The 21,431-nt window shown below is 60.1% G+C and carries 23 protein-coding genes, 1 tRNA gene and 1 pseudogene; 16 read left to right on the top strand and 9 right to left on the bottom strand.

The features are described 5' to 3' along the window. Window positions 1-15: 15 nt before the first annotated feature. From MHI61_RS12320 to lipB, 3 genes are all read right to left on the bottom strand, one after another. A complete protein-coding gene (locus MHI61_RS12320) occupies window positions 16-720 on the bottom strand; it encodes a hypothetical protein (RefSeq protein ID WP_239792217.1) in 705 nt (234 codons plus the stop codon). A 108-nt stretch (window positions 721-828) separates the two neighbouring features. Further along, complete coding sequence (locus MHI61_RS12325) at window positions 829-1,767, bottom strand: DMT family transporter (protein ID WP_239792218.1); 939 nt, start codon at window positions 1,765-1,767, stop codon at window positions 829-831. A gap of 48 nt (window positions 1,768-1,815) precedes the next feature. Further along, a complete protein-coding gene (lipB, locus tag MHI61_RS12330) occupies window positions 1,816-2,535 on the bottom strand; it encodes a lipoyl(octanoyl) transferase LipB (protein WP_239792219.1) in 720 nt (239 codons plus the stop codon). Window positions 2,536-2,717: 182 nt separating this feature from the next. Here lipB and MHI61_RS12335 point away from each other — a divergent pair. Continuing rightward, window positions 2,718-2,802: transfer RNA gene (locus tag MHI61_RS12335), tRNA-Leu, on the top strand. Window positions 2,803-3,030: 228 nt separating this feature from the next. Here MHI61_RS12335 and MHI61_RS12340 read toward each other — a convergent pair. From MHI61_RS12340 to MHI61_RS12350, 3 genes are all read right to left on the bottom strand, one after another. Continuing rightward, complete coding sequence (locus tag MHI61_RS12340) at window positions 3,031-3,396, bottom strand: hypothetical protein (protein ID WP_239792220.1); 366 nt, start codon at window positions 3,394-3,396, stop codon at window positions 3,031-3,033. Between the two features lie 308 nt (window positions 3,397-3,704). After that, the gene (locus tag MHI61_RS12345; RefSeq protein WP_239792221.1) at window positions 3,705-4,217 is read right to left on the bottom strand and encodes a BON domain-containing protein; all 513 of its coding nucleotides are present in this window, start codon (window positions 4,215-4,217) and stop codon (window positions 3,705-3,707) included. Window positions 4,218-4,288: 71 nt separating this feature from the next. Then, window positions 4,289-4,783: a peptide deformylase gene (locus tag MHI61_RS12350; RefSeq protein WP_239792222.1), complete on the bottom strand. Its 495-nt coding sequence runs from the start codon at window positions 4,781-4,783 to the stop codon at window positions 4,289-4,291. Window positions 4,784-5,022: 239 nt separating this feature from the next. On the opposite strand from MHI61_RS12350, the gene mgtE reads away from it, so the two are divergent. Together mgtE and MHI61_RS12360 are read left to right on the top strand one after the other, a co-directional pair. Next, window positions 5,023-6,435: a magnesium transporter gene (gene mgtE / locus MHI61_RS12355; RefSeq protein WP_097605097.1), complete on the top strand. Its 1,413-nt coding sequence runs from the start codon at window positions 5,023-5,025 to the stop codon at window positions 6,433-6,435. Between the two features lie 65 nt (window positions 6,436-6,500). Continuing rightward, a complete protein-coding gene (locus MHI61_RS12360; protein ID WP_011425479.1) occupies window positions 6,501-6,893 on the top strand; it encodes a MerR family DNA-binding transcriptional regulator in 393 nt (130 codons plus the stop codon). A 27-nt stretch (window positions 6,894-6,920) separates the two neighbouring features. Here the strand turns inward: MHI61_RS12360 and MHI61_RS12365 are convergent, their stop codons facing one another. Together MHI61_RS12365 and MHI61_RS12370 are read right to left on the bottom strand one after the other, a co-directional pair. Further along, window positions 6,921-7,910, bottom strand: coding sequence for a heparan-alpha-glucosaminide N-acetyltransferase (locus MHI61_RS12365; protein ID WP_239792223.1), 990 nt, complete (start codon window positions 7,908-7,910; stop codon window positions 6,921-6,923). Beyond that, entirely contained in the window at window positions 7,910-8,674 is a 765-nt protein-coding gene (locus MHI61_RS12370) for a DUF599 domain-containing protein (RefSeq protein ID WP_064685816.1), read from the bottom strand. The genes MHI61_RS12365 and MHI61_RS12370 overlap by 1 nt, the downstream gene beginning before the upstream one ends. Before the next feature lie 209 nt (window positions 8,675-8,883). Here MHI61_RS12370 and MHI61_RS12375 point away from each other — a divergent pair, with 209 nt between their 5' ends. The 3 genes from MHI61_RS12375 to MHI61_RS32620 all read left to right on the top strand — a co-directional run bounded on the left by MHI61_RS12375 (window position 8,884) and on the right by MHI61_RS32620 (window position 10,353). Further along, window positions 8,884-9,657, top strand: a complete 774-nt coding sequence (locus MHI61_RS12375; RefSeq protein ID WP_239792224.1) for a fumarylacetoacetate hydrolase family protein — start codon at window positions 8,884-8,886, stop codon at window positions 9,655-9,657. 194 nt (window positions 9,658-9,851) lie between these two features. After that, on the top strand, window positions 9,852-10,220 hold the full coding sequence (locus MHI61_RS12380) for a carboxymuconolactone decarboxylase family protein (RefSeq protein WP_239792225.1): 369 nt from the start codon (window positions 9,852-9,854) through the stop codon (window positions 10,218-10,220). A gap of 1 nt (window position 10,221) precedes the next feature. Next, window positions 10,222-10,353: a hypothetical protein gene (locus MHI61_RS32620; RefSeq protein WP_275593087.1), complete on the top strand. Its 132-nt coding sequence runs from the start codon at window positions 10,222-10,224 to the stop codon at window positions 10,351-10,353. Between the two features lie 199 nt (window positions 10,354-10,552). Here MHI61_RS32620 and MHI61_RS12385 read toward each other — a convergent pair whose 3' ends face one another. Next, window positions 10,553-11,554: a LacI family DNA-binding transcriptional regulator gene (locus MHI61_RS12385; RefSeq protein ID WP_010028953.1), complete on the bottom strand. Its 1,002-nt coding sequence runs from the start codon at window positions 11,552-11,554 to the stop codon at window positions 10,553-10,555. Window positions 11,555-11,919: 365 nt separating this feature from the next. Between MHI61_RS12385 and MHI61_RS12390 the strand changes: the two genes are divergently transcribed. The 10 genes and pseudogenes from MHI61_RS12390 to MHI61_RS12435 all read left to right on the top strand — a co-directional run bounded on the left by MHI61_RS12390 (window position 11,920) and on the right by MHI61_RS12435 (window position 21,376). After that, window positions 11,920-12,765, top strand: coding sequence for a branched-chain amino acid ABC transporter permease (locus tag MHI61_RS12390; RefSeq protein ID WP_239792226.1), 846 nt, complete (start codon window positions 11,920-11,922; stop codon window positions 12,763-12,765). A 2-nt stretch (window positions 12,766-12,767) separates the two neighbouring features. Further along, window positions 12,768-14,510: a branched-chain amino acid ABC transporter ATP-binding protein/permease gene (locus tag MHI61_RS12395; RefSeq protein ID WP_239792227.1), complete on the top strand. Its 1,743-nt coding sequence runs from the start codon at window positions 12,768-12,770 to the stop codon at window positions 14,508-14,510. Beyond that, window positions 14,500-15,207 (top strand): ABC transporter ATP-binding protein, encoded by a 708-nt coding sequence (locus MHI61_RS12400; protein ID WP_239792228.1) that lies wholly within the window; start codon window positions 14,500-14,502, stop codon window positions 15,205-15,207. The genes MHI61_RS12395 and MHI61_RS12400 overlap by 11 nt, the downstream gene beginning before the upstream one ends. Window positions 15,208-15,229: 22 nt before the next feature. Continuing rightward, on the top strand, window positions 15,230-15,790 hold the full coding sequence (locus MHI61_RS12405; protein WP_239792229.1) for a cupin domain-containing protein: 561 nt from the start codon (window positions 15,230-15,232) through the stop codon (window positions 15,788-15,790). A 46-nt stretch (window positions 15,791-15,836) separates the two neighbouring features. After that, window positions 15,837-17,153, top strand: coding sequence for a phosphopyruvate hydratase (gene eno / locus MHI61_RS12410; protein WP_097605091.1), 1,317 nt, complete (start codon window positions 15,837-15,839; stop codon window positions 17,151-17,153). A 98-nt stretch (window positions 17,154-17,251) separates the two neighbouring features. Then, window positions 17,252-17,929: pseudogene (locus MHI61_RS12415) on the top strand (VOC family protein); the annotation flags it as partial. Between the two features lie 28 nt (window positions 17,930-17,957). Continuing rightward, window positions 17,958-18,254 carry a hypothetical protein gene (locus MHI61_RS12420; RefSeq protein ID WP_239792927.1) on the top strand — a complete coding sequence of 99 codons (297 nt, stop codon included), beginning with the start codon at window positions 17,958-17,960 and terminating at the stop codon, window positions 18,252-18,254. Window positions 18,255-18,392: 138 nt separating this feature from the next. After that, window positions 18,393-19,550 carry an amino acid ABC transporter substrate-binding protein gene (locus tag MHI61_RS12425; RefSeq protein WP_239792230.1) on the top strand — a complete coding sequence of 386 codons (1,158 nt, stop codon included), beginning with the start codon at window positions 18,393-18,395 and terminating at the stop codon, window positions 19,548-19,550. 102 nt (window positions 19,551-19,652) lie between these two features. Then, window positions 19,653-20,771, top strand: coding sequence for an alcohol dehydrogenase catalytic domain-containing protein (locus MHI61_RS12430; protein ID WP_170964946.1), 1,119 nt, complete (start codon window positions 19,653-19,655; stop codon window positions 20,769-20,771). A 53-nt stretch (window positions 20,772-20,824) separates the two neighbouring features. After that, a complete protein-coding gene (locus MHI61_RS12435; RefSeq protein WP_010029870.1) occupies window positions 20,825-21,376 on the top strand; it encodes an NAD(P)H-dependent oxidoreductase in 552 nt (183 codons plus the stop codon). The last annotated feature ends 55 nt before the right edge of the window (window positions 21,377-21,431 follow it).

Below are 21,431 nucleotides of genomic sequence, written 5' to 3' on the forward strand. Positions count from 1 at the left end.
CGGGCTTGAGAAAGCTCAGGCGACCGCGGCTTTGGCAACCGGTTCTTCGTCGACGATGCGAAGCCAGCGGCTGCGGCGCGGCTCGGGACGATCGCGCAGTTCGACGGCAGCCATGATGCGGGCCCAGTGCGGATGGTTGGCAGCCGGCAGGGTTGCCTGCTCGATCTGCTGGAAGACGCCATATTCGGCCGGAGACACGGCGATGACGCCGCCTGCGGCGATGCTTCTGAAGATGCGCATCGTAAAGTCGACGTCCTGGCGGGTGATGCTCCTGCGGTCGACGGCGCGCGACAGCTTGTAGCCGCCGATGCCGGCGGTGATCGCCAGACGAAGCTGGTCGAGGGCAAGCGCTCTCAATTCGCCCGGGACATCGGCCGAAATCTCCATGATGTGGAGAATGAGCTCGAGCTCCAGCGCCGAGTTGACGACGCCATCGGTCGTGAACATGCGCATGATCCAGGCAACGTTGATGTCATCCAACGAGCCCTGCGGATAGGTATGGTTGACGATGAAACCGGCGAGCTGCTCCACGAAGAAAGCGTTCCACTCGGCACATTTTTCAGGACAGGAATTGTTGAGCGCCAACATCGCCGCGACATCCCGGGATGTCCGGATTCCCTCGGGAAAGGCATGTTTGCGCAATAGCACGATATCTTCGGCCGCCAGCCGATGCTTGCCGGCCACGACGCAGGCCGGAAAAGCGAGACGAAATTCGCTCATGTTTTAACTCCAGGCTTCATCATGAAGCCGGAGACAGTTTTATCGCCTGCGAATTGACGATCCCTCAAGAAGAGGCGTTAACCCGGTATTCCTGAAATCAGGTGGATTTTAGCGATTATGCTGCTGCCGCTCGCGCCAGATGATGAAGAGGCCCGATGCAACGATGATGAAAATGCCGATCCACTTGGAAAAACTCGGGAAATCGTTGAACAGCGCATAGCCGAGCACCGTGGCCGAGATGATTTCGAAATATTGGAACGGCGCAAGCAGCGACAGCGGCGCAAGCCGGAAAGCCCGGACCACCAGCATATGCGCATATCCGGAGATCGAGCCGAGAGCGAGAAGCAGCGCGAGACCGAGACCGGAGGCGGGCAGGGAGATAGCGAAATCCTCGCTGCCGGCGCCGCTGCCGGCGAGAAGGGCGGCGGCCATGAAGACCGTCCCGCCAATGCCCGCCATCGTCTGCATGGTGAGCGGCGAATCGGCTTCGCCGATTGCGCGATTGAGGAAAAGATAGAGCGAGAACAGAAAGGCGCAGGCGACCGGCAGCAGCGCCTTGAGGCCGAAAATCTCGTAACTGGGCTGAATGACGATCATCGCGCCGCCGAAACCGACCGCGATCGCCATCCAGCGCCGCCAGCCGACCTTCTCTCCAAGGAATACAGCCGACATGGCGGTCAGCATGAAGGGCTCGACGAAATAGATGGCGAAGACGTCGGCAAGCGGCATGTATTTGACGGCGACGAAGAACAGCAGGCTTGCAGCCCCGTGCAGCACGCCGCGCAGAATATTCATCCATGGTCGTTTGGCCGAAAACGCCCTCAACCCGAAAAGAGCGACGAGGATCGGGAGGGTGCAGGCGATCTGGAAAAAGAATCGGTAGAAAGTCACCTGGCCCGGTGACATCGCCTCGAAGGTCGCCATGTATTTGGCGATGGCGTCCATGGTCGGCAGGATGAACATGGCGCCGGACATGATCGCCATGCCCTGCAGGGAGTTTTGATGGGGCTCTGACATGGCGGCCGATTCTTCGGGGACGGCGCCCATCAATCACGGGAAAGCCGGGCAAATCAAGCCGTCAACCCCCACAAGCGGTCAGGGCGCGTTCACTGTCTCGCCAAAAACCGTCTCGAAAGCGGCGCGCAGCCTGACATCGACATCCACCATCATGACAGGCAGGCCGAGGTCGACGAGGCTGGTCACGCCATAGGCCGATATCCCGCAGGGCACAATGCCGCTGAAATGATCGAGGTCCGGATCGACGTTCAGCGACAGGCCGTGGAAGGTCACCCATTTGCGCAAGCGGATGCCGAGGGCGGCAATCTTGTCTTCAGCCATCGTTCCGTCGGCGAGCAACGGTTTTTCCGGGCGGCGCACCCAGACGCCGACGCGATCCTCGCGCCGCTCGCCGCGCACGTTCATCATGTCGAGCGTGCGGATGACGACCTCCTCGAGGGCGGCGACGAAGGCGCGCACGTCCTGGCGCCGGCGCTTCAGGTCGAGCATGACGTAGGCGACGCGCTGACCGGGGCCGTGATAGGTATATTCGCCGCCGCGTCCCGTCGCAAAGACCGGGAAGCGATCCGGCTGGACGAGGTCGCCCGCATTGGCGCTGGTGCCGGCGGTATAGACCGGCGGATGCTCGACGAGCCAGACAAGCTCGTCGCCGCCGTCTGCGATCGCCGCGACCTCCCGCTCCATCGCTTCCACCGCTTCCTCATAGGCGACGAGCCCATCGGCGATGCGCCAACGCACCGGGCGGCTATCGAGTTTGGGGAGCATGGAGAATTCGAGATCGGTGCGAAGCATGGCCATTCCTTGCCGCTTGCCCCGAAATACCTGATAAATAGGGGCGGCAGGGGATCTATATGGACCCGTTTTCCAGCCAATTCAAATGCTGTGAAAGGTTTTCAAAAAAACTGTCATATCGCCCTTGTGCACCCCAAATGCTTTTGCTACATGCTGCCCCGCCGACGCAAATCGGCACCTACCACGATGCGGTCGTGGCGGAATTGGTAGACGCGCAGCGTTGAGGTCGCTGTGGGGCAACCCGTGGAAGTTCGAGTCTTCTCGACCGCACCATCCCTTTTCAGGGAGCGCTCGCCGGGCGATGATGTCGGTATAAGCTGATCACCTTGTATATGTGTAACACGGCCGGTAGGCCGTGATTGCCGCCGCTGCTGACATAAGCATCGACGACGGTGAAACACGTCGCGCTGGTCTGAAGCGCGACTCACGCGCTTCGTGTTCTGAGGCGAGAAAAGCGGATTGAAAGGGAAGGGGCCGAAGTTGCGGCCCCTTCCTTTTTGATCAATGCGTTGCGCGGCAGGCTTCGGTGCGCGAGGCGCCGCTGTCGGCACCCTTGGTATGGGAGCCGCTCGGACCGACCATGCTGTGGCACGGGGGCAGGGGCTTGATGCTCGCGGTCGCCGTCTTGTCGACGACTGGGGCGGCCATGGCGGACGGGGCAAAGCCGTCGCTGTCATTGGTGTAATCGCTGGAATAGGCCGGGGCCTTGCGGTTGCTGTAGTGAACCGCAGCGGTCTTGGCCATCGGGCTCGGCGCAAAGCCGTCACTGTCATTGGTATAGTCGTCGGAATATGTCGGCTGAGCGAAGGCAGCGCCTGCGAGGCTGACGGCGAACAGGGATGCGGCGAGGGCAAATTTGATGCGCATGGTTTCTTCTCCTCAATCTGTTGTTGAATTCAACAACATAAACCATCCCCGGCGAGTTAAGAATTCGCGCCCCGATTCAGGCGAAATTGTGAACGGAAAACGGTTGGCATCGGCCTTTTGTTCAAATGAAATCACGGTCTTGTCAACGATTTTGACGTTTCCGTTACGGCAGCCGCCTACAAAAAAGGGCCAACAGAGGCCAGTGCTCGCTACAATCGCAAATTGTTAACTTTTGGTAATGTTATACGCAGCCATACGGGAGGCGGCAGCTGGCCTCCCGTTCTGATCGCCATTGTCACCCATGAGGTTCAGTCTTCGTTGGGGATATGGGCGTCGACGCCGGTCAGCTGCAGCTTGTTGCGGACATGATGGACGCCGTCGACAGAAAGCGCGCCGAGCTCGACCTTGCGGGCAATGCCGATCGTCTCCACCGAGCCTTCCAGCGTGATGACGTGGCCGTCGGCATGGACCTCGATGCTGTTGATATCGACTTCGGGAATGTTTTCGAGATTGTCGTTTACCCGCGCCTCGAGCTCGTCGCTGTCGTCACGATCGATCGTGCCGGCGCGCAGCGAATCCTTCAGGCGGTGCTCGTTGCCGTCCTTATCCGTGCCGTCGACGCGAAAGCCCTGGTTGGGATCGCTGTCGAAATTTGCCTTTGTCTCGCCGTAGGGGCGGTTGGCCGGGTCGCTGGCAGCGGTGCCGTCGGCATAGGGCCAGCCATCGTCGAGATTGCGTTCTTCGAGGTCGCGATAATCTTCCTCACGGGAAAGCTCGGGGGCCTCGCGTGAAATCGGGGTCTTGTCACCGATCCTTGCCATTATGGTCGCTCCTTGTTTCTCTGCGGGAGAACGCCGACAGGAGCGAATGGTTCGGCGCGCCGGGCGATTTGTCAGCCTTGCGTCTTTTCCCATTTTTTGACGAGGCGGTCGCGCTTCAGCCTCGAAAGCCGTTGCAGCCAGAAAATGCCATCGAGCTGGTCGACCTCGTGCTGGATGCAAATGGCGAGGAAACCTTCGGCGGCCTCGTCGTGCATCATGCCGTCGGCATCCTGATAGCGGAAGCGGATCGCCCGCGGGCGTGTGACCTCGTCGGTCGCGCCAGGCATGGAGACGCTGCCCTCGGCATGGATCATCGTCTCCTGCGACCGCCAGGTGATCTCAGGATTGACATAGAGGCGCACGCCGTCGGCCCTGTCGAGTTCGAGCACCGTCACACGAAGGAAGACGCCGATATGGGCGGCGGTGATGCCGACGCCGGGGGCTGCGCGCATCGTCGCCAGCAGGTCGTCGGCCAGCGCGGCCAGCGACGCATCGAAGGCCGTCACCGGCGCGCAGACGGTCTTCAGCGCCTGATGCGGATAACGCAGGATCGGACGGACGGGCATGAAGCGGGCTTTCTCGGTTTGAACGACGGGAAACTATCGCCGGTCGTAGCTATTGTCATCAAGAAGCGCGGTTTGGCGCTTTACGGCAGGGATGCTTTGAGCTAGCAGGAGCAGGAATTCCGACTGCGGGAAGCCTTGCGCGGGATTTACTATCCGCTTGTTGACAATGTGTTTTCGGCCGACATTTGCGAATGCGGCGCGGCAGTCGTTGAAATTCGAACCAGGTGCGAGGGCGGCAGATGACGACGACCGATACGGAAGACCGCACTCGCCGGCGCGATGACGAGGAAGCGGATATTTACGACGAGGACGGCAATGTCCGCGGCGATTTCCTGGCCCTCGTCGGCGCCGCGATCGCCGATCGCGATACGCTGTTCCTGCGCCAGAATGTTGCCCGCCTGCATGAATCCGAAATAGGCGACCTGCTGGAATCGATCCAGCCGGATCAGCGGCTGGCGCTGGTACGCCTGCTCGGCGAAGATTTCGACATGACGGCGCTGACCGAGGTCGACGAGGCGATCCGCCGCGAAATCGTCGACCAGATGCCGAACGAGCAGATCGCCGCGGCGATCGGCGAGCTCGATTCGGACGATGCCGTCTACATTCTCGAAGATCTCGACAAGGAAGACCGGGAAGAGATCCTTGCGCAACTGCCGTTTACCGAGCGCGTGCGGCTGCGCCGGGCGCTCGACTATCCGGAAAGCTCGGCCGGGCGCCGCATGCAGACGGAATTCGTCGCCGTGCCGCCGTTCTGGACGGTCGGCCAGACGATCGACTACATGCGCGATGAGGAGGATTTGCCCTATTCCTTTTCGCAGATCTTCGTCATCGATCCGACCTTCAAGCTGCTCGGCGCCGTCGATCTCGATCAGATCCTGCGCACCAAGCGGCAGACGAAGATCGAGCAGATCATGCGTGAAACCAACCATCCGGTTCCTGCCGAGATGGACCAGGAAGAGGCCGCCCAGCTCTTCGAACAATACGACCTTCTCTCGGCCGCCGTCGTCGACGAAAACGGCCGGCTGGTCGGCGTATTGACCATCGACGACGTCGTCGACGTCATCCATGAAGAGGCGGACGAGGACATCAAGCGCCTCGGCGGCGTCGGCGACGAAGAGCTGTCCGACAATGTGCTTTCGACGGCGCGCTCGCGTTTCCTCTGGCTGTTGATCAATCTCGGCACGGCGATGCTCTCGGCCAGCGTCATCGGGCTGTTCGACGCCTCGATCGAGAAGATGATCGCGCTTGCGGTGCTGATGCCGATCGTCGCCTCGATGGGCGGCAATGCCGGCACGCAGACGATGACGGTGACGGTGCGCGCGCTCGCCACCCGCGATCTCGACATCTACAATGCCGGCCGCATTATCCGCAGGGAGGCGGGTGTCGGCATCCTCAACGGCGTCATCTTCGCGACGATCATGGGTGCGATTGCCGGCACATGGTTCCACGACTACCAGCTCGGCGGCGTGATCGCGGCGGCGATGATCATCAACCTGATGGCGGCAGCCCTTGCCGGCATCCTGTTGCCGCTGTTGCTCGACAAGATGGGGGCCGACCCGGCCATCGCCTCCTCGGTCTTCGTCACGACGGTGACCGACTGTACCGGCTTTTTCGCCTTTCTCGGCATCGCGACCTGGTGGTTCGGCATCTGAATGGTGGCTGAAATTGACTATTACGTAAAAGTCAATATTATTGCCGGTTCGACGACGGGGAACACATGCCGGTGAACAAATATTATAGCATAACGGAGCTCACGCGCGAATTCGGTGTCTCGACGCGCACGCTCCGATTCTACGAGGACGAGGGACTGATCCATCCGGAGCGGCGAGGGCGCACCCGGCTGTTCCGGCCGGCGGACCGCCGGCTGATTGGCGAAATCCTGCGCGGGCGGCGGATCGGTTTCACCATCGCGGAAATTCGCGAGATCATCCAGGTCTACAAGGAGCCGCCGGGCGAACTCGGCCAGCTGAAGCTTCTGATGAAGCGCGTCGACGAGAAGCGTGAGGATCTGCGCCAGAAGCGCAAGGATATAGACGACACGCTGACGGAACTCGACAATATCGAGGAGGCCTGCCTCGGCCGCCTCGCCGAAATCGGCGTCACCACCTGACAACGGGGGCAGAGCCTTCGTCGGTCCCTATTCCGCCTCGGCGCTGCATTCGGTGACGAGCGTCTGCACCCGTTCATCCTTCTGGACGTCGATCTCGTTTGCCTGCAGTGGGATCAACAGGTTTTGGGCCTGCAATTTTCCGAGCGTACACTGGCAGAAACTGCGGCAGAGCGCTTCACCTTGCTGCATCACGCAAGTGGAGTTGCATTGTTTTAGGTAGGTTTCCGCCGGATCCGGCGTCGGCGGCGGGACGAGAAGGGAAAGCCCGTAGGCGATGGCGATCAGCACAGGCTGGTGGATGAGATAGAAGGCAAGGCTGTGGCGGCCGAGCCGCGCCGGCCACCAGGAGCCGGTGCCAAGAGCGGCAAGCCGGTGCGGCAGACCGGTTCTGATGGCGATCGAGGCGATGCTCAGTCCGGCAAAGAACGGCGTTGCCCAGGGAAACAGCGGCACGTAGTCGTTCGATCGTTGCGGCATTTCGGCAAGGCCGATCCAGGCGAGATATCGCGGATCGAAAAAGGACGAGCGCAGCAGGCCCGGCGTGGCGAAATTGTCGATGATCCAGGCGGCCAGGAGTGCCAATGTGACGACGAGCGTGACGGCGAGCGGCAGCCGGATGAAAACGATGCCGATGAGCGTGAGCGCCGCGATGCAATGCAGAATGCCGAAATAGATCCACCCGTCCGGCATCGCGATGCGGGTGACGATCGAAATGGCCGCGGCTGCCGCGGCAATCATGCCGAGCCGCTTCCAGAAGGACGGCCAGCGAATCGTCGGCGTGCTGGAAAGCACCAGACTGACGCCGACGATGAAGAGGAAGGTCGTGGCGATCGCCCGGGCATAGACCTTCAGCCAGCCGGTCTCGGCCGTGCCCGGCGCGAGATATCCCATGAACTCCATGTCCCAGGAGAAATGGTAGCTCGCCATGGCGATCAGCGCGATGCCGCGCGCCGTATCCAGTAGACCGATGCGTGGCGGTCTTGCCGCCGCATCGGCCTGCATTGCCGGCATGGTCATCAAAGTCTCCCGGTCAGATCATTTCCGTCGTTCGACGGCATGTCGCGGCGAAGAGCGGAAAGGTGAAGATTGGATGGCGGGCCGGCATCCATGATCGCCAGCCGCGCCTCCGAGAAGAACTGCCGCCGTGTCAGCACGAAGATGACGATCGCCGTCGTCAGCATGAAGACATAAGGGTTGATGAACCAGCCGAGATAGCCGATCGACAGGAAGATCGCCCTGAGACCTTCGTTGAAATGGCTGCCCGCGATGACATTCATCCGGATGACCCGTTCGGCGGCGCGCTCGGCGGCGATGACGTCGCTCTCCGTGTCGCGCATCATCGGGATGGCACCGAAAAGGATGGTGCAATAGTTGAACAGCCGATAGGACCAGCCGAACTTGAAGAAGGCATAGCCGAAAAGCGCCGCAAGCCCACCGACCTTCATCTCGAAGGCGGCATGGCCGCTGTGGAAGACGAAGGGCAGGTCGGCAAAGACGGCGTCGACCTTCTCCGTCGCGCCGAGCAGGGCGAAGCAGCTGCCGATCGCGAAAATCGAGGTGGAGGCGAAAAAAGCCGTGCCGTTCTGCAGGCCGGCCATGATCTGCGTGTCGATCATCTTCAGGTCGCGGCGCAGCGAATTGTAGATCCAATCTCGCCGCCGTTCGGTCATCGCATGGGTCAGGCTGGTACGGCCGAAGAAGGTGCGGCCCTTCAACAGCCAGGAATAACCCGCCCAGACACAGGCAAAGAAGGCCAGAGCGATATAGTCCGCCGTCGTCATCAACGATTCAGTCTCCGCATGAACGCGGCCACCTTACATATGCGCTGCAATGCTGCAATGACCGGTGAGCCTAGCCCGCGCGGTTTATGCGCGTAACTATGACAATCGAATTCGATTTCCGAGCGGATGATGGCCAAGGCACGGGAGGGAACAGGGCGCGTTGACGAGGTCAGCCGGTTGCGCTAACGTTAGCAAAAATGGAGATCAACATGAATCTTGTGCGCTACCGGTCCGTCGACGGAATTTACTATGGGGTTGAACGTGAGGGCAGGATCGATCGCTTAGCCGGCGAACCGTTCGAAGGTATCGAGCGGACGGGGAAGGAGGATAACCTTTCCGACGTCCGTCTGCTGTGCCCAGTGGAACGGCCCCGGATATTTGGGGTCGCTTACAATTACCGACAGCACACCGACGAGTCCGGAAAGGAGCAGCCGACGCTTCCGGTGTTGTTCATGAAACCCAGCACCGCGGCGAGCGGCAATGGAGATGCCATTGAATATCCGAGCGATGGCGAAATCGTCCACTACGAAGCTGAGCTGGTCGCCATCATAGGCAAAGGCGGACGCCACATCAGCAAGGAAGATGCGTTGCGGCATGTGCTTGGCTACACGTGCGGAAACGATATCAGCGACCGCATCATACAGCGGCAGGAAAGCAAGTTTGGCTGCCTGCTGGCAGGCAAGGGTTACGACTCCTTTGCACCGTTGGGGCCGGCCATCGTTACCGATCTCGATCCGACGAATCTTGATGTCATCCTTCGTCAGAACGGCGCCGTCAAACAGGCGGGAAATACGCAAGACCTGGTCTATCCCGTTGCTGACATCGTTGCTTATTTGAGCCGCTTCATGACGCTGTTGCCCGGTGATGTAATCATGACCGGTACGCCTGCGGGCGTTGGGCCGATCGTTCCCGGAGACGAACTCGAGGTGGAAATTCCCGGTATCGGTGTTCTGAAGAATCCGGTGGTTGCGGCACCGCACTAGCTAAATCCCTTGCGGGGGTCCGCTGCGGCGCGAAAAATCTGATTGACCTCAGAATTACCAATGCTATTAATGCTAACGTTAGCACCTGTTGCAGAGACTGGTTCCCGCACCGGGCCACGTTGAACAGGGAGATTTGTCAAGGCAAAGTTGAGGGTGGAGAAATGGCACGAGTAAAATATGTCTCGAATACCGAGTTGGCCGAGACGCAACCTGCGCTCAATGAGCGTCTGCTGAAGGAGAGGAAGGTTCCGACCGGAAACATCTTTCTGGCGCTCGCCAACGCTCCCGCGATCCTCGGCGATTTCCTCACTTATGCCAATGCGGTGCGGGCGGCTGACCTCAGCCCGAAGCTGCGGGAGATGGCCATCCTAACGGTCGGGTACTGCACAAACTCCGAGTACGAGGTGAAGCATCATCATTCTCATGGGCTCAAGGCCGGCCTGACGGAGGAGCAGTTCCATGCAATTGCGCACTTCGAGACCTCGGATCTCTTTGACGATGAGGAAAAGGCTGTGATGGCCTTTGCCAAGGAGTTCCACGCTGAACGTCGATGTTTCCGATGAAGTGTGGAACGGGGTCGCAAAGTTCCTGTCGGAGAAGCAGCTTGTCGAGCTCTCGATCAATGTCGCCTGGTACAATTCCGGTGTTCGCCTCATGGGCGCGCTGAAGATCGATCTTGAAGAGGGATATCGCTGAGCAGCCGGCGGCGCGCAACCTGCGCCGCCTCGGCTTGCCGTATGGTCTTGGCGGCGCTCATCAAGATTAATTCCAGAGCTTTCAGCGTCCGGCCCTGGATGCGGGATGAATCGCAGCCAATCGAAGAGAGGTGCGTGTCACGGGACAGGCGCCTCTCTCTGATTCCGCTTGCTGCGGGAGATCGACCGCTGCCGGCTTTTCACGGAGTTCCCGTGCTGCCGCGGATGACCAGATGGGGCGGAGAGATGAAGCTGTAGGGCTTACTGAGATCACCCTTGTTCTGAAGGTGGTGCAGGAACCAAAGCCCGCAGGCGGTTGCCAGCTCCGAAACGGGCAGTTGGACCGTCGTCAGTCCCGGACCCCACCATCGATACCCAAGCTCATCACCGAATCCGACGACCGAAATATCTCGGGGAACGCTCAGGGCCTGGTCCTGGATTTCGTCAATGACTCCGGAGGTATTTTGCACCGCGCCGATCACGAGCGCCGTCGGTCGATCCTTTAGGGAGAGAAGGCGACGCACGGCCTCCCGTCCGAATTCCGGCGAGGAGGGCGCACCGAGCTCCTCATGCACGGTGATCGCTTGACCGGAGCTTTTCACCGCGTCCCGGAAACCCTGCACGCGAGCCGCGCCGGTGGGCAGTTCTTCCGTGCCGCCTATGTACGCGATCCGTTTGTGACCTGCGTTGATGATGTGTTCCGTGCTCTCGTAAAGTGCCCGTCTGTCATCAATCCCAAACCATTGGTCGCCGAGCAGCGGTGCCCTTCGCAGCAATTGGATGTGAGGTGTCATCTTCAGGATTCGCGCGGAATCGGGATGAGGTTTTGCGCTCGGGACCAGAATGATCCCGGCCACGTTGGCGCTCGTTAGTTCCTTGATGTGGCGAAGCTCGTGCATTCTGTCGTCATCGGTTTCGCACAAGGTCAGCTGATAATTTGCCGAAAGAAGGCACTGCGAGAGGGCGTGGGCAATCGTCGAATAAAAGCTGTTCCGGATATCTGGAACGATCAGCCCGACGAGATTACTCTGCACCCCGCGCATCATGCGAGCAGCACGATTGGCAACGTACCCCGCTTGCGCTGCGGCTTCATTCACCTTTCGCTTCATCTCAGCGCTGATGCGGCGATCGTCGGCAAGAGCGCGGCCCACGGTCGAGGGGGAAACTTGAAGGATCGCCGCGATGTCTTTAATTGTTACCATTGTGCTTGGCTCGGAATGACTATTTTGGCCAACGATAGCACTGACATCGCAGTTGTCAAACCTCTCATACCGTTTAAGTAGTAATCATTTAATTTTTGCCGTGACGCCCGGGCGCGGCGACCAATCGCCGTGTAAAATAAAAACCTTTCAGCTGCTTAATCTTCTCGAACGGGCTTACCGCACCGGTGTGCAGCGCGCGCAGAGGCGCATGGCAATCAATTAACTTCTTTAAAGCCGTTGACATGAGGGTCATGCTGTGGGACGAATGTTTGTGCAAACGTTAGCGCAAACGGGAGGAGGCATAACGTGGATATTCTGGTGTTCCCGGCGTTGATCATCATGTCCGCAGAGGGACGTAGATCCTCATGACCGTCGCTCTTTTCCTGCAATCCGCTGTTGGCGGCGTCTTATTGGGCGGAATCTATGGCCTGCTGGCGATGGGTCTCAGCCTGAGCTGGGGCTTGTTGAAGCTTGTGAATCTCAGCCACTTCGCGCTGGCATTCCTTGGTGCCTACTTGACCTACCAGCTCGGCACCGTCCATGGCGTTCCGGCATATTTGAGCGCTCTTCTGATCGCTCCGCTGTTCTTCGCGCTCGGCATTGCGCTGCACAGCGTGTTCGTGCGTTTCAAGGTGAAGGAATTCGCCTCTCTGCTGGTGACCTTCGGCGTCACAATCCTGATCGAGTCGTTGATCCAATGGATCTGGTCGGCCGATTTCCTACGCTATGAAACGCCCTATGCGCAGACCACTATACGGCTCGGCCCGATCTTCGTGCCCGTATTGGAGCTTTCTGCGTTTGCCTGCGCCGGGGTGCTTGCCGGAGCGGCCTGGTACGCGTTGAACAAGACAATGCTCGGCAAGGCATTGCGCGCCGCCGCCCATGACGCTCCCGTAGCGTCGGCTTTCGGAATCAATTCCACGCGCGTGTCATACATTCTGGCCGGCCTCTGCTCGGCGACGGCGGGGATCGCCGGGGTCTTTATCGCCCTGATCGGAACTCTGGCTCCATCTCAAATCGAGGCTTGGATCGGGGTCGTCTTTGCTGTCGCCATCATTGGAGGATTGGGCAGCCCTATTGGCGCGCTGGGCGCCGGAATGCTGATCGGTGTGGCCGAGAGCCTCACCATGTCCGTCGTGAACCCCGCTTGGGCGCCGCTCGTGGCATTCAGCGTGCTCATCGTCATCCTCCTGCGCAAACCGGTGATTTGACCATGAAAAAGCTCCTGATTACAGCGCCTGTCGTGGCGATCCTCGCCTCGCTGCCTTACCTGGGAATGGCGGATTACTACCTTTCCTATCTGTACATCATCTTCTTCTGGGTCGTGCTGGCAACGAGCTGGGGTATCCTCAGCGGCTACACGGGCTACTGGAGTTTTGGTCACGCTGCATTTTTCGGTATCGGGGTCTATACGACGGCCACGCTAACGACGCAGCTGTCGTGGCCCTTCGTCGCGACGATACCTGCCGCGGCCCTGCTTGCGGCCGTGGTCGCCGTTCTGATTGGACTGGTTGTCTTTCGCTCGGGTGCTCTGCGCGGCGAGTTCTTCGCGCTGTTGACGCTGTCGGTGACGTTTGTCGTCGCGGCCATTGTGTCGAACACCGCGCTCGATTCGGGCACAGGCGTGTTCCTTTCAGGGATCGAAATCCCGATGATCGGCGCAACGGCGTCCGGCTCCCTCTACATGTTCGGGTTTATTGCGGCCCTTGTTGCGCTGGCGACATCCTATTTCATCTTTCACAGCAAATTCGGTCAGGGCTTGCTGGCAATTCACGACGATGAAGACGTCGCAGAAGTGAAAGGCGTTCCGACGTTCCGCTATAAGCTGATTTCGTTTGCGGTCTCGTCGGCGCTTGCCGGTGCAATGGGGGCGATCCACGCCGTATATGTCGGCTACGTCACCGTTGGCGAAACGTTTGCGGTGACCGTTCCTCTCTATGTCGTGCTCATGAGCATTCTTGGCGGAGCCCGTCATTGGGCTGGACCTGCGATCGGTGCGGTGATCATCACCGTGATGCAAAGCGCCATCGTCAGCGGCGCTCATGCGGAATTCGGCCGTGCGGGTGTGGCTCTTGCGCTGATCGTCGTCATCCTGGTGCTGCCGTCCGGCATCGTTCCCAGTCTTGTTCGCAGGTTTGCCGACAGGCGCAGCGGAGCTGGCGCACCGATGGGGTTTGCTCAGGTCGTCACGCAGTTCGCGCCTTCAGCCCAAGCAGGTTCCGGTCCGGTGCTTCTCAAATGCGAGGATGTCACCAAATCCTTTGGCGGCATCCGTGCCTTGACCGGCGTGACTTTGGAGGTCCGACGGGGCGAAATCCTGGCTCTGGTTGGGCCAAATGGTTCCGGCAAGTCCACCCTGATCAACATGATCAGTGGTCACTACTCCATGACCTCGGGTAAAATCACACTGGAAGGCGAGGAGATTTCCGGTCGATCGCCGCATCTGATCGCGCAGCAGGGCGTGGCGCGCACCTATCAGATCCCGCGCCTGTTCGACAATCTGACGATCCTCGAAAACGTTCGGCTCTGCGCGAAATTCGGCAGCGCCGACGGCATGGGCGCGGCTGCTGTCGATGCAGCCACCGGGGAGGCGCTCGCCTTCACCGGCCTGGCCGATAAGGCCGACGTGCTTCCGGAAGCCTTGAACCTGCATGACCGAAAATTTGTCGAATTCGCCAGGGCGCTGGCCGCAAAACCACGTCTGCTCCTGCTCGATGAGGTGCTTTGCGGCTTGAATCCGGCCGAGGTCGACCATGCGGTCGAAATGATCAAGCGGATCAAATCCGGCGGTACGACGATCATCTTCGTCGAACACCTCATGCGCGCGGTTGTCGCACTGGCGGACCGTGTCGCGGTGCTGGATCAAGGCAAGGTTCTGGCGCTTGGACATCCAGGCGAAACGATGCGAGATCCGGCAGTGGTCAGCGTATATCTGGGAGGCAGTCATGCTGCTTGAGGTCGATAAGATCGAGGTCGGCTACGGAGACGCGATCGCTCTGTGGGACCTGTCTATCAGTGTAGGGCCGGGCGAGATCGTTTCGGTCGTCGGCCCGAACGGAGCGGGAAAGACGACGCTGGTAAATGCCATTGCCGGCATTCTTCGGCCGCACAAGGGAACGATCGTCATCGAGGGCAACGACGTTTCCAAAGTGCCCAGCTATCGGGTCTGCGATTACGGCATAGCCGTGGTCCCGGAAGGGCGGCGCCTCTTCACGGCGATGACGGTCCTGGACAACCTGTTGCTTGGTGCATACCGCTCCCAGGCTCGTGCGGAGCGCGATGCGACGCTCGCAGAGGTGTTTCAGCTTTTCCCTGTGTTGAAAGAGCGTCAGGATTCGCTGGCCGGCTCCTTATCGGGTGGGCAGCAGCAAATGGTTGCCATCGGTCGCGGGCTGATGGCCAAGCCGCGCGTGCTGCTTATGGATGAACCGTCGCTCGGGCTGTCGCCTTTGATCGTCGGAGAAATGTTCAAAATCATCCAGATGATCAACGAGCGGGGCGTAGCCGTGCTGCTCGTCGAGCAGAATGTGAACAAGGCGCTTGAAATTGCCCATCAGGCCTACGTGATCGAGCAAGGCCGCGTGACGGCCTCCGGAGCGCCCGAGGTTCTCATCAATGATCCAAGCATCAGGGAGGCGTATCTTGGTATCTGAAAATTCGAGCGGGAGAGTTCCCGTGCATGTTCGCCGCGTCGTGACGGAACACAGCAGTCAGGGTATTGCCAGGTTTGCTGAGGACCGCGCCGTTCCGCGCACTGACATATTCAGGACCGTCCCAGGTCTGGTGTCGCGGATGGTTTGGGCGACTTCGGCTTCCACAGCCGTTCCGTTCAACGGAACTGATCCAACTCCTTTGGTGACGAGCTTCGTTCCTGAGCCGGGCGAAACGCGCTTTTTAGTGCTAACGTTCCCACCAGACTCCGTTTTTATGTCTCCGGATTTCAATGGTCCGGCGGCTATGGCGGAGAACCTTGCGGTCAGCCCCGGCTTGGCCGAACGCTTCGAGCCGGATGGCAAACATCAAACGCCTACGGTCGACTATGGAATCGTTCTCGACGGCGAGATCTGGATGGAGCTCGACAATGGTAATGAGACCCGCTTGGTCCAGTTCGACGCCTTCGTGCAGAACGGCACCCGCCACGCCTGGCGAAACAAAAGCGACAGGCCGGCAACCATCGCCGTGGTGCTGATTGGCGCACGGACCCCCGATACGACGGATTACGATGACGGCCTGTGAGCCTCAATGATCCAAATCTCAATCTGACCTTGTGGACCAACTGAACATGAACAACACCGAAATCCGAAAAGTGCAGGGCCGTCGCGTCTGGGATTCCCGTGGCCGGCCCACTGTCGAGGTAGAGATCGAGCTGGCCTCCGGCGCGATCGGCCGGGCGATCGCGCCAGCCGGTGCATCGACCGGCACCGGCGAAGCTCTCGATCTTCGAGACGGCGGCAGCGCCCTTGCCGGCTTGGGGATCAACAAAGCCCTTGCCTCCGTCAACGGCGAAATCGCCAAGTTACTGGTTGGCCGCGATGCCAAGGATCAAGCCGAGCTGGACGGCGCCATCATCGCGCTCGATGGCACCCCGAACCGGAGCAGGCTGGGTGGAAATGCGTCGGTGGCAACGTCGATGGCGCTGCTTCACGCCGCGGCGGCTGCGGCCGATCAACCGATCTGGCGGTATCTCGCGGGCTCCGGCAACGCCATAACCATGCCACTGCCGGAGATCCAGATTTTCGGTGGCGGCGCGCACGCGGCGCGCCGGGTAGACGTCCAGGATTTCATGATCATGTGCCCCGCCGCCTCGACTTTCTCGGAAGCCTTGGAATGGACTGCCGAGGTCTATCGCGCTGCGGGGGACATCATGAAGCGCGCCGGCAAACTTCAGGGCGTGGCGGACGAGGGAGGTTACTGGCCAGCCTTCACCAGCAATGAAGAAGCACTCGATGCCCTGGTGCGTTCGATTGAGGCTGCCGGTCTGAGGCCCGGCGGCGAGGTCGTGATATCGCTTGACATAGCGGCTTCCGAATTCGGCCGAGAGGGCAGATACTCGCTGGCACTGGAGGGGCGGCAGCTCGATACGGCCAAGATGATCGACATGCTCGGCGGCTGGTTGAAGGCCTACCCGATCGTCTCCATCGAGGATCCGCTCGCCGAGGACGATGCGGACGGTTTCAAGGAATTCACCGCCCGCTACGGCTCCAGATGCCAGATCATCGGCGACGACTTCTTTGTGACGAACGCGGCGCGGGTAAGCGAAGCGATCAAGGATAAAAGCGCCAACGCGGTTCTGATCAAGCCGAACCAGGCCGGCACCATCACCGAGACCTTCGAGGCGCTCTCCGTTGCCAAGAAGGCGGGCTTTCGGACGATCGTTTCGGCGCGATCCGGGGAGACGGAAGATGTGACGATCGCCCATCTGTCGGTCGGCTGGGATGCCAAGCAGCTCAAGGTCGGATCGTTCTCCCGCTCCGAGCGAATGGCCAAGTGGAACGAGGTTCTCCGGATTGAGGAGGCGCTTGGAAAAGAGGCTTCGTTCGCCGGATGGTCGGCGCTGGACCTGGCTGAAAAGCCAGCCGCTGTTGCTGCTGTAAGTTAGGATTTGGATGGGGCCGGATGCGGGTCTTGCGCAAAACAGGCATTGACAAAATACCCGGTCGTTTTATGCTAACGTTAGCAAAACCAAACGAGGATAACATGCTTCCGGCTGTTAATTTGAAGCCTCCCTTCAACATCACGCGCTTCAGTCACGTCGTGCTTGAAGTCAATGATGTGGGATGTAGCCGAGACTTCTATGTCAATGTCGGCGGCCTCGTCGAAACAGAATTCACGGATGGTGTTTCCTACCTTCGCGGGCTGTCCGAGGCCTGCCACCACAGTCTCGTGCTCGCACCCGCCGGCGACAAGCCGGCGTGCAGGCGGATAGGTTACCGGGTGTTCCTGGAGGAGGATCTGGACAAGGCCAAGGTCTTCTTCGAGGAGAAGGGCCTTCCGGCGGAATGGGTCGAGGTTCGAAACCAAGGGCGGACCCTGCTTGTCAGCGATCCGTCGGGCGCTCGCATCGAGCTTTGCTCCAGCATGAGCATCCATCCCCGCAAGTTTCTCGCGGTGCATGAACATCGTGGCGCCCGAGCCCAAGGCCTGGACCATTGCCAGATCATGGTCGCAGATCCGCTGGGTCTCAGCGCGTTCTACGGCGAACTCGGCTTCCGGACTTCGGAATATATAGCAGCGGGCGACACTCTCATTGCGAACTTCATGTATCGCAAAGGTGTCTGTCTCGACCTGGCCTTGGTGCCCGGCATTGGCCCGAAGCTGCATCATTTTGCCTATACGGTTCCCGAAAGCAGCGACATCTTCGCCGTATGCGATTTTGCCAGCCGTTACGGATATGGAGACAGCATTGAGCGCGGGCCTGGACGTCATGGTCCTTCGGGAGTCCCTCTTCGTCTATCTGCGCGATCCGGATGGGCACCGGGTGGAGTTCTTCAACAATCACTACACCACGATAGATGCGGAATTGGAGCCCATTCGCTGGGACGCGGCATCCCTTAGCACCAATGTCCATTGGGGAATGCCGGCCGTCTCGAAATGGTTCTTCGAGGCCAGCGAATTTGCGGGAGTACCGCTGGAGCATCCCGAGAAAATGCCGAACCCGATGACGCTCGAACGATACGCAGAAGGGCTCGCGAAGAGCTGAAAGCTGCCGCCGGCGGCAGGAGACTGACGCGCCGCGAGCCCGTGAGCGCGATGACATGCCGGAAGCACTTGGGAGGATGAGATGAGTGTGAAATCCATTAAACTGAATAGACGTGCATTTCTCGGGTCTGCGGCCGCCGTGGCAGCTTTCAGCTCGATGCCGAGGGTTTTCGCCCAGGAGGGACCGATCCGCGTTGGCGGAACGCTGCCGTTGACAGGTCCGCTTGCGGGCGTCGGCGCAATCCATAAACTCGCGGCAGAGGTGTTCGTCGAACAGATCAACGCCAAAGGCGGTATTCTCGGACGGAAGGTGGAGTTCGTCCTTCTTGACGACCAATCGCTTCCCGCCAATGCGCGAACCCTTTACGAGCGCCTGGTGACCGCCGACAAGGTCGATCTCCTGATGGGGCCTTACGGCACGTCCTCGATTATCGCAGCAATGGGTGTTGCCGCTCGGTTCAAGAAGATGCTCGTTCAGAGCAGCCTTGGCGACCCAAGCCTCGCACCCTATCCGCTGCAGTTCCCCTCGCTTCCGATCGGGGCGGAGCCGCAATTGACCGACACCGAAGTCGTTCTCGATGCCTATGCCAGCCTGCCGACCCCTCCCAAGACGATCGCCTTCGTCACCAGCAAATTCCCGTCGGCTCTGACGATCGCCAAGGGCGGTCAGCAGGTCGCTGACAAGCGTGGCATCAAAAGCGTGCTGGACCTCGAATATGAATTCGGCACGAAGGACTTCGGCGCAATCGCAAACCGCATCAAAGCGGCTGATCCGGATCTGCTGTGGTCCGGTGCGATCGGCATGGAGGCAGTGCAGCTTCTCGATGCAATGAGCCGGATCGATTACCAACCAAGGAATCAGTTCTACCTGTTCCCGGCACCCGGCCCGACCGCAGCCCACCCCAAAGCGAATGGCTTGACCTCGCTGACCTGGTTCGAGGAGCACGAACCGTTCGTCAAGTATCACGGCGCCCAGGAGTTCGTAAGCGCTTATGGCAGCAAGGCGAAGGCGGCAGGCTTCCCCTATCCGCGCACCGAGTATCAGGCCGCCGTCGAATATGCTGCGTGGCAAATCCTTGCGGCAGCAGCCGAAGGGGCAGGGAAGCTGGACGACGCCGCGATGGCTGCATGGTTGCGCTCGAATGCGGTCGAGACGGTCGTCGGGCCAAGGACTTTCGACGGCAAGTTCAATGCCGGGAAGCCATCGACAAAGCTCAAGCAGGTTCAAGGGAAGGACTGGGTGACGGTCTGGCCGGCGGACTTCCGACCGGCTGGAAAGGAGTTCCTGGTCCCCTGACGAATGCCGCTCGGCACTGCAGCGCACCTGTCTGAAACAAAAAATGCATTCGGTCGGGCACGGTCCGACCGATGTCCCATGGAGGAGTTAATGGTTAAAACTATGATCGCTGCTCGGCTGCATGCTCTGCATCAGCCGATGTCGCTGGATGAGATTCCGGTTCCCGCGCCCCGGCCCAACGACGTCCTGGTGCAGGTCAGGGCTTGCGGTATCGTGCCCAACATGGCCAACGTCATCAATAACTGGCCAACCTGGTTTCCCCACCAGCCGCTGCCGAAGTTTCCGGCAGTGTTCGGCCTGGATCCGGCCGGGGTCGTCGCCGAAGTAGGCGAGGCGGTCACCAATGTCAAAATTGGCGATCGTGTCTATGTCAGCCCTCTCAGATCCTGTGGTTCCTGCAAGGCGTGCCGGTCAGGCAACCGCAGTCAGTGCCGCTACTACACCTTGAATGGCTACTTCAGCACCAGCCGTGATGGTCAACGAATCTTCGATCTTTATCCCTACGGCGGCTTCAGCCAATACATGACCGCCCCGGAATATTCACTCGTATGCCTGCCGGACAATCTCAGCTTCGAACAGGCCGGCCGCTTCGGCTATCTCGGCACATCCTACGGCGCCCTGAAGAATGCACAGGCCGGACCCGGCCAGGTCTGCCTCATCGACGGGATTACCGGCACGCTCGGCGTCGCGGCCACCAAGCTCGCTCTTGCGATGGGCCTCTCCAAAATTCTGGGCACCGGCAGAAACAAGGAGCTGATGGACCGCATCAAGGCCATCGCTCCCGACCGCATCGACACGATCATGCTCGGCGAGGGCTCGACGGGAGAATGGGCAAAGGCCCAAACCGGTGGCGAGGGAGTGGATTTTGTTATCAGCGCGCTGGGCGCGAGAGCTCCCGCTGCGACCGTGGTCGACTCCATGCGCGGCGTTCGTCGAGGCGGCCGTGTGGTTGTCGTTGGCGGCGTGGCGGAAGATGTTCCGGTCGACGTGAAGTGGTTGATGGACGAGCAAGTTCAGCTCATCGGCTCCAACTGGTTCAGCGCTGCCCAGGGGCAAGAAATGGCCGACATGGTCCGCACCGGCGCGCTCGACCTCTCCTATCTCGAGCACAAGATCTATCCGCTCGAGCGGGTGAATGAAGCCATTTCCGGGATCGGCGAACGCGATGGCGGCTTCAGCAACTACGTGGTCATTCCTCCGGTTCCTGCCGCCTACCAATAACAATCACCGGCGCCGGCTGCGGCCGGCGCCGCCCTCACGCGAGAAGAGAGAACATGTCCAAGAAAGATATCGCGGTCCTGGTCGGAAGCCTTCGTCAGGCTTCTATCAACCTGAAGCTTGCCCGTGCAATGCAGAAAGTAGCGCCTGACGGGCTGAACCTGGAAATCGTGCCGATCGGCGATCTTCCGCTCTATAACCAGGACCTGGAAACCGAGACGCCGCCGGCGGAATGGACGTCCTTCCGCGAGCGCATCAAGGCTTGCGATGGCGCAATCTTCGTGACACCGGAATACAATAGATCCGTACCCGCGGCATTGAAGAATGCGATCGAAGTCGGCTCTCGACCGTTCGGGAAAAGCGTATGGGATCATAAGCCCGGTGCGGTGACCGGGGCTTCTCCCGGTCTGATTGGCGGCGCTGCCGCAGCACTCCAGCTCCGGGTTATCCTGACCAACATCAACGTGCCGACCATGCCCCAGCCTGAGGTTTACCTCAGCACGGCAGACAAATTGGTGGGCGACCATGGGGTATTCCTCAATGAAGGAACCCAGAAGTTCATCGAGAGCTTCCTGGTTGCGTTCGAAAGCTGGGTCGCCAGGTTCTGAGCCGCAGCAGAGCAAGACTTCATCCGCCATCGCGAACACAGCGCGGTGGCGTTTT

It is taken from the genome of Rhizobium sp. K102, assembly GCF_022385315.1.
Taxonomy (GTDB): Bacteria; Pseudomonadota; Alphaproteobacteria; order Rhizobiales; family Rhizobiaceae; genus Rhizobium; species Rhizobium croatiense.

Bases quoted from the DNA above. Each gene is read 5' to 3' on its own strand.
- lipB (WP_239792219.1), bottom strand. From the start codon at position 2,535: ATGGCCATGCTTCGCACCGATCTCGAATTCTCCATGCTCCCCAAACTC.
- MHI61_RS12360 (WP_011425479.1), top strand. From the start codon at position 6,501: ATGCCGGTGAACAAATATTATAGCATAACGGAGCTCACGCGCGAATTC.
- MHI61_RS12345 (WP_239792221.1), bottom strand. From the start codon at position 4,217: ATGGCAAGGATCGGTGACAAGACCCCGATTTCACGCGAGGCCCCCGAG.
- mgtE (WP_097605097.1), top strand. From the start codon at position 5,023: ATGACGACGACCGATACGGAAGACCGCACTCGCCGGCGCGATGACGAG.
- MHI61_RS12395 (WP_239792227.1), top strand. From the start codon at position 12,768: ATGAAAAAGCTCCTGATTACAGCGCCTGTCGTGGCGATCCTCGCCTCG.
- MHI61_RS12390 (WP_239792226.1), top strand. From the start codon at position 11,920: ATGACCGTCGCTCTTTTCCTGCAATCCGCTGTTGGCGGCGTCTTATTG.
- MHI61_RS12385 (WP_010028953.1), bottom strand. From the start codon at position 11,554: ATGGTAACAATTAAAGACATCGCGGCGATCCTTCAAGTTTCCCCCTCG.
- eno (WP_097605091.1), top strand. From the start codon at position 15,837: ATGAACAACACCGAAATCCGAAAAGTGCAGGGCCGTCGCGTCTGGGAT.
- MHI61_RS12325 (WP_239792218.1), bottom strand. From the start codon at position 1,767: ATGGGCGCCGTCCCCGAAGAATCGGCCGCCATGTCAGAGCCCCATCAA.
- MHI61_RS12365 (WP_239792223.1), bottom strand. From the start codon at position 7,910: ATGACCATGCCGGCAATGCAGGCCGATGCGGCGGCAAGACCGCCACGC.
- MHI61_RS12350 (WP_239792222.1), bottom strand. From the start codon at position 4,783: ATGCCCGTCCGTCCGATCCTGCGTTATCCGCATCAGGCGCTGAAGACC.
- MHI61_RS12400 (WP_239792228.1), top strand. From the start codon at position 14,500: ATGCTGCTTGAGGTCGATAAGATCGAGGTCGGCTACGGAGACGCGATC.
- MHI61_RS12375 (WP_239792224.1), top strand. From the start codon at position 8,884: ATGAATCTTGTGCGCTACCGGTCCGTCGACGGAATTTACTATGGGGTT.
- MHI61_RS12430 (WP_170964946.1), top strand. From the start codon at position 19,653: ATGATCGCTGCTCGGCTGCATGCTCTGCATCAGCCGATGTCGCTGGAT.
- MHI61_RS12340 (WP_239792220.1), bottom strand. From the start codon at position 3,396: ATGCGCATCAAATTTGCCCTCGCCGCATCCCTGTTCGCCGTCAGCCTC.
- MHI61_RS12320 (WP_239792217.1), bottom strand. From the start codon at position 720: ATGAGCGAATTTCGTCTCGCTTTTCCGGCCTGCGTCGTGGCCGGCAAG.
- MHI61_RS12435 (WP_010029870.1), top strand. From the start codon at position 20,825: ATGTCCAAGAAAGATATCGCGGTCCTGGTCGGAAGCCTTCGTCAGGCT.
- MHI61_RS12370 (WP_064685816.1), bottom strand. From the start codon at position 8,674: ATGACGACGGCGGACTATATCGCTCTGGCCTTCTTTGCCTGTGTCTGG.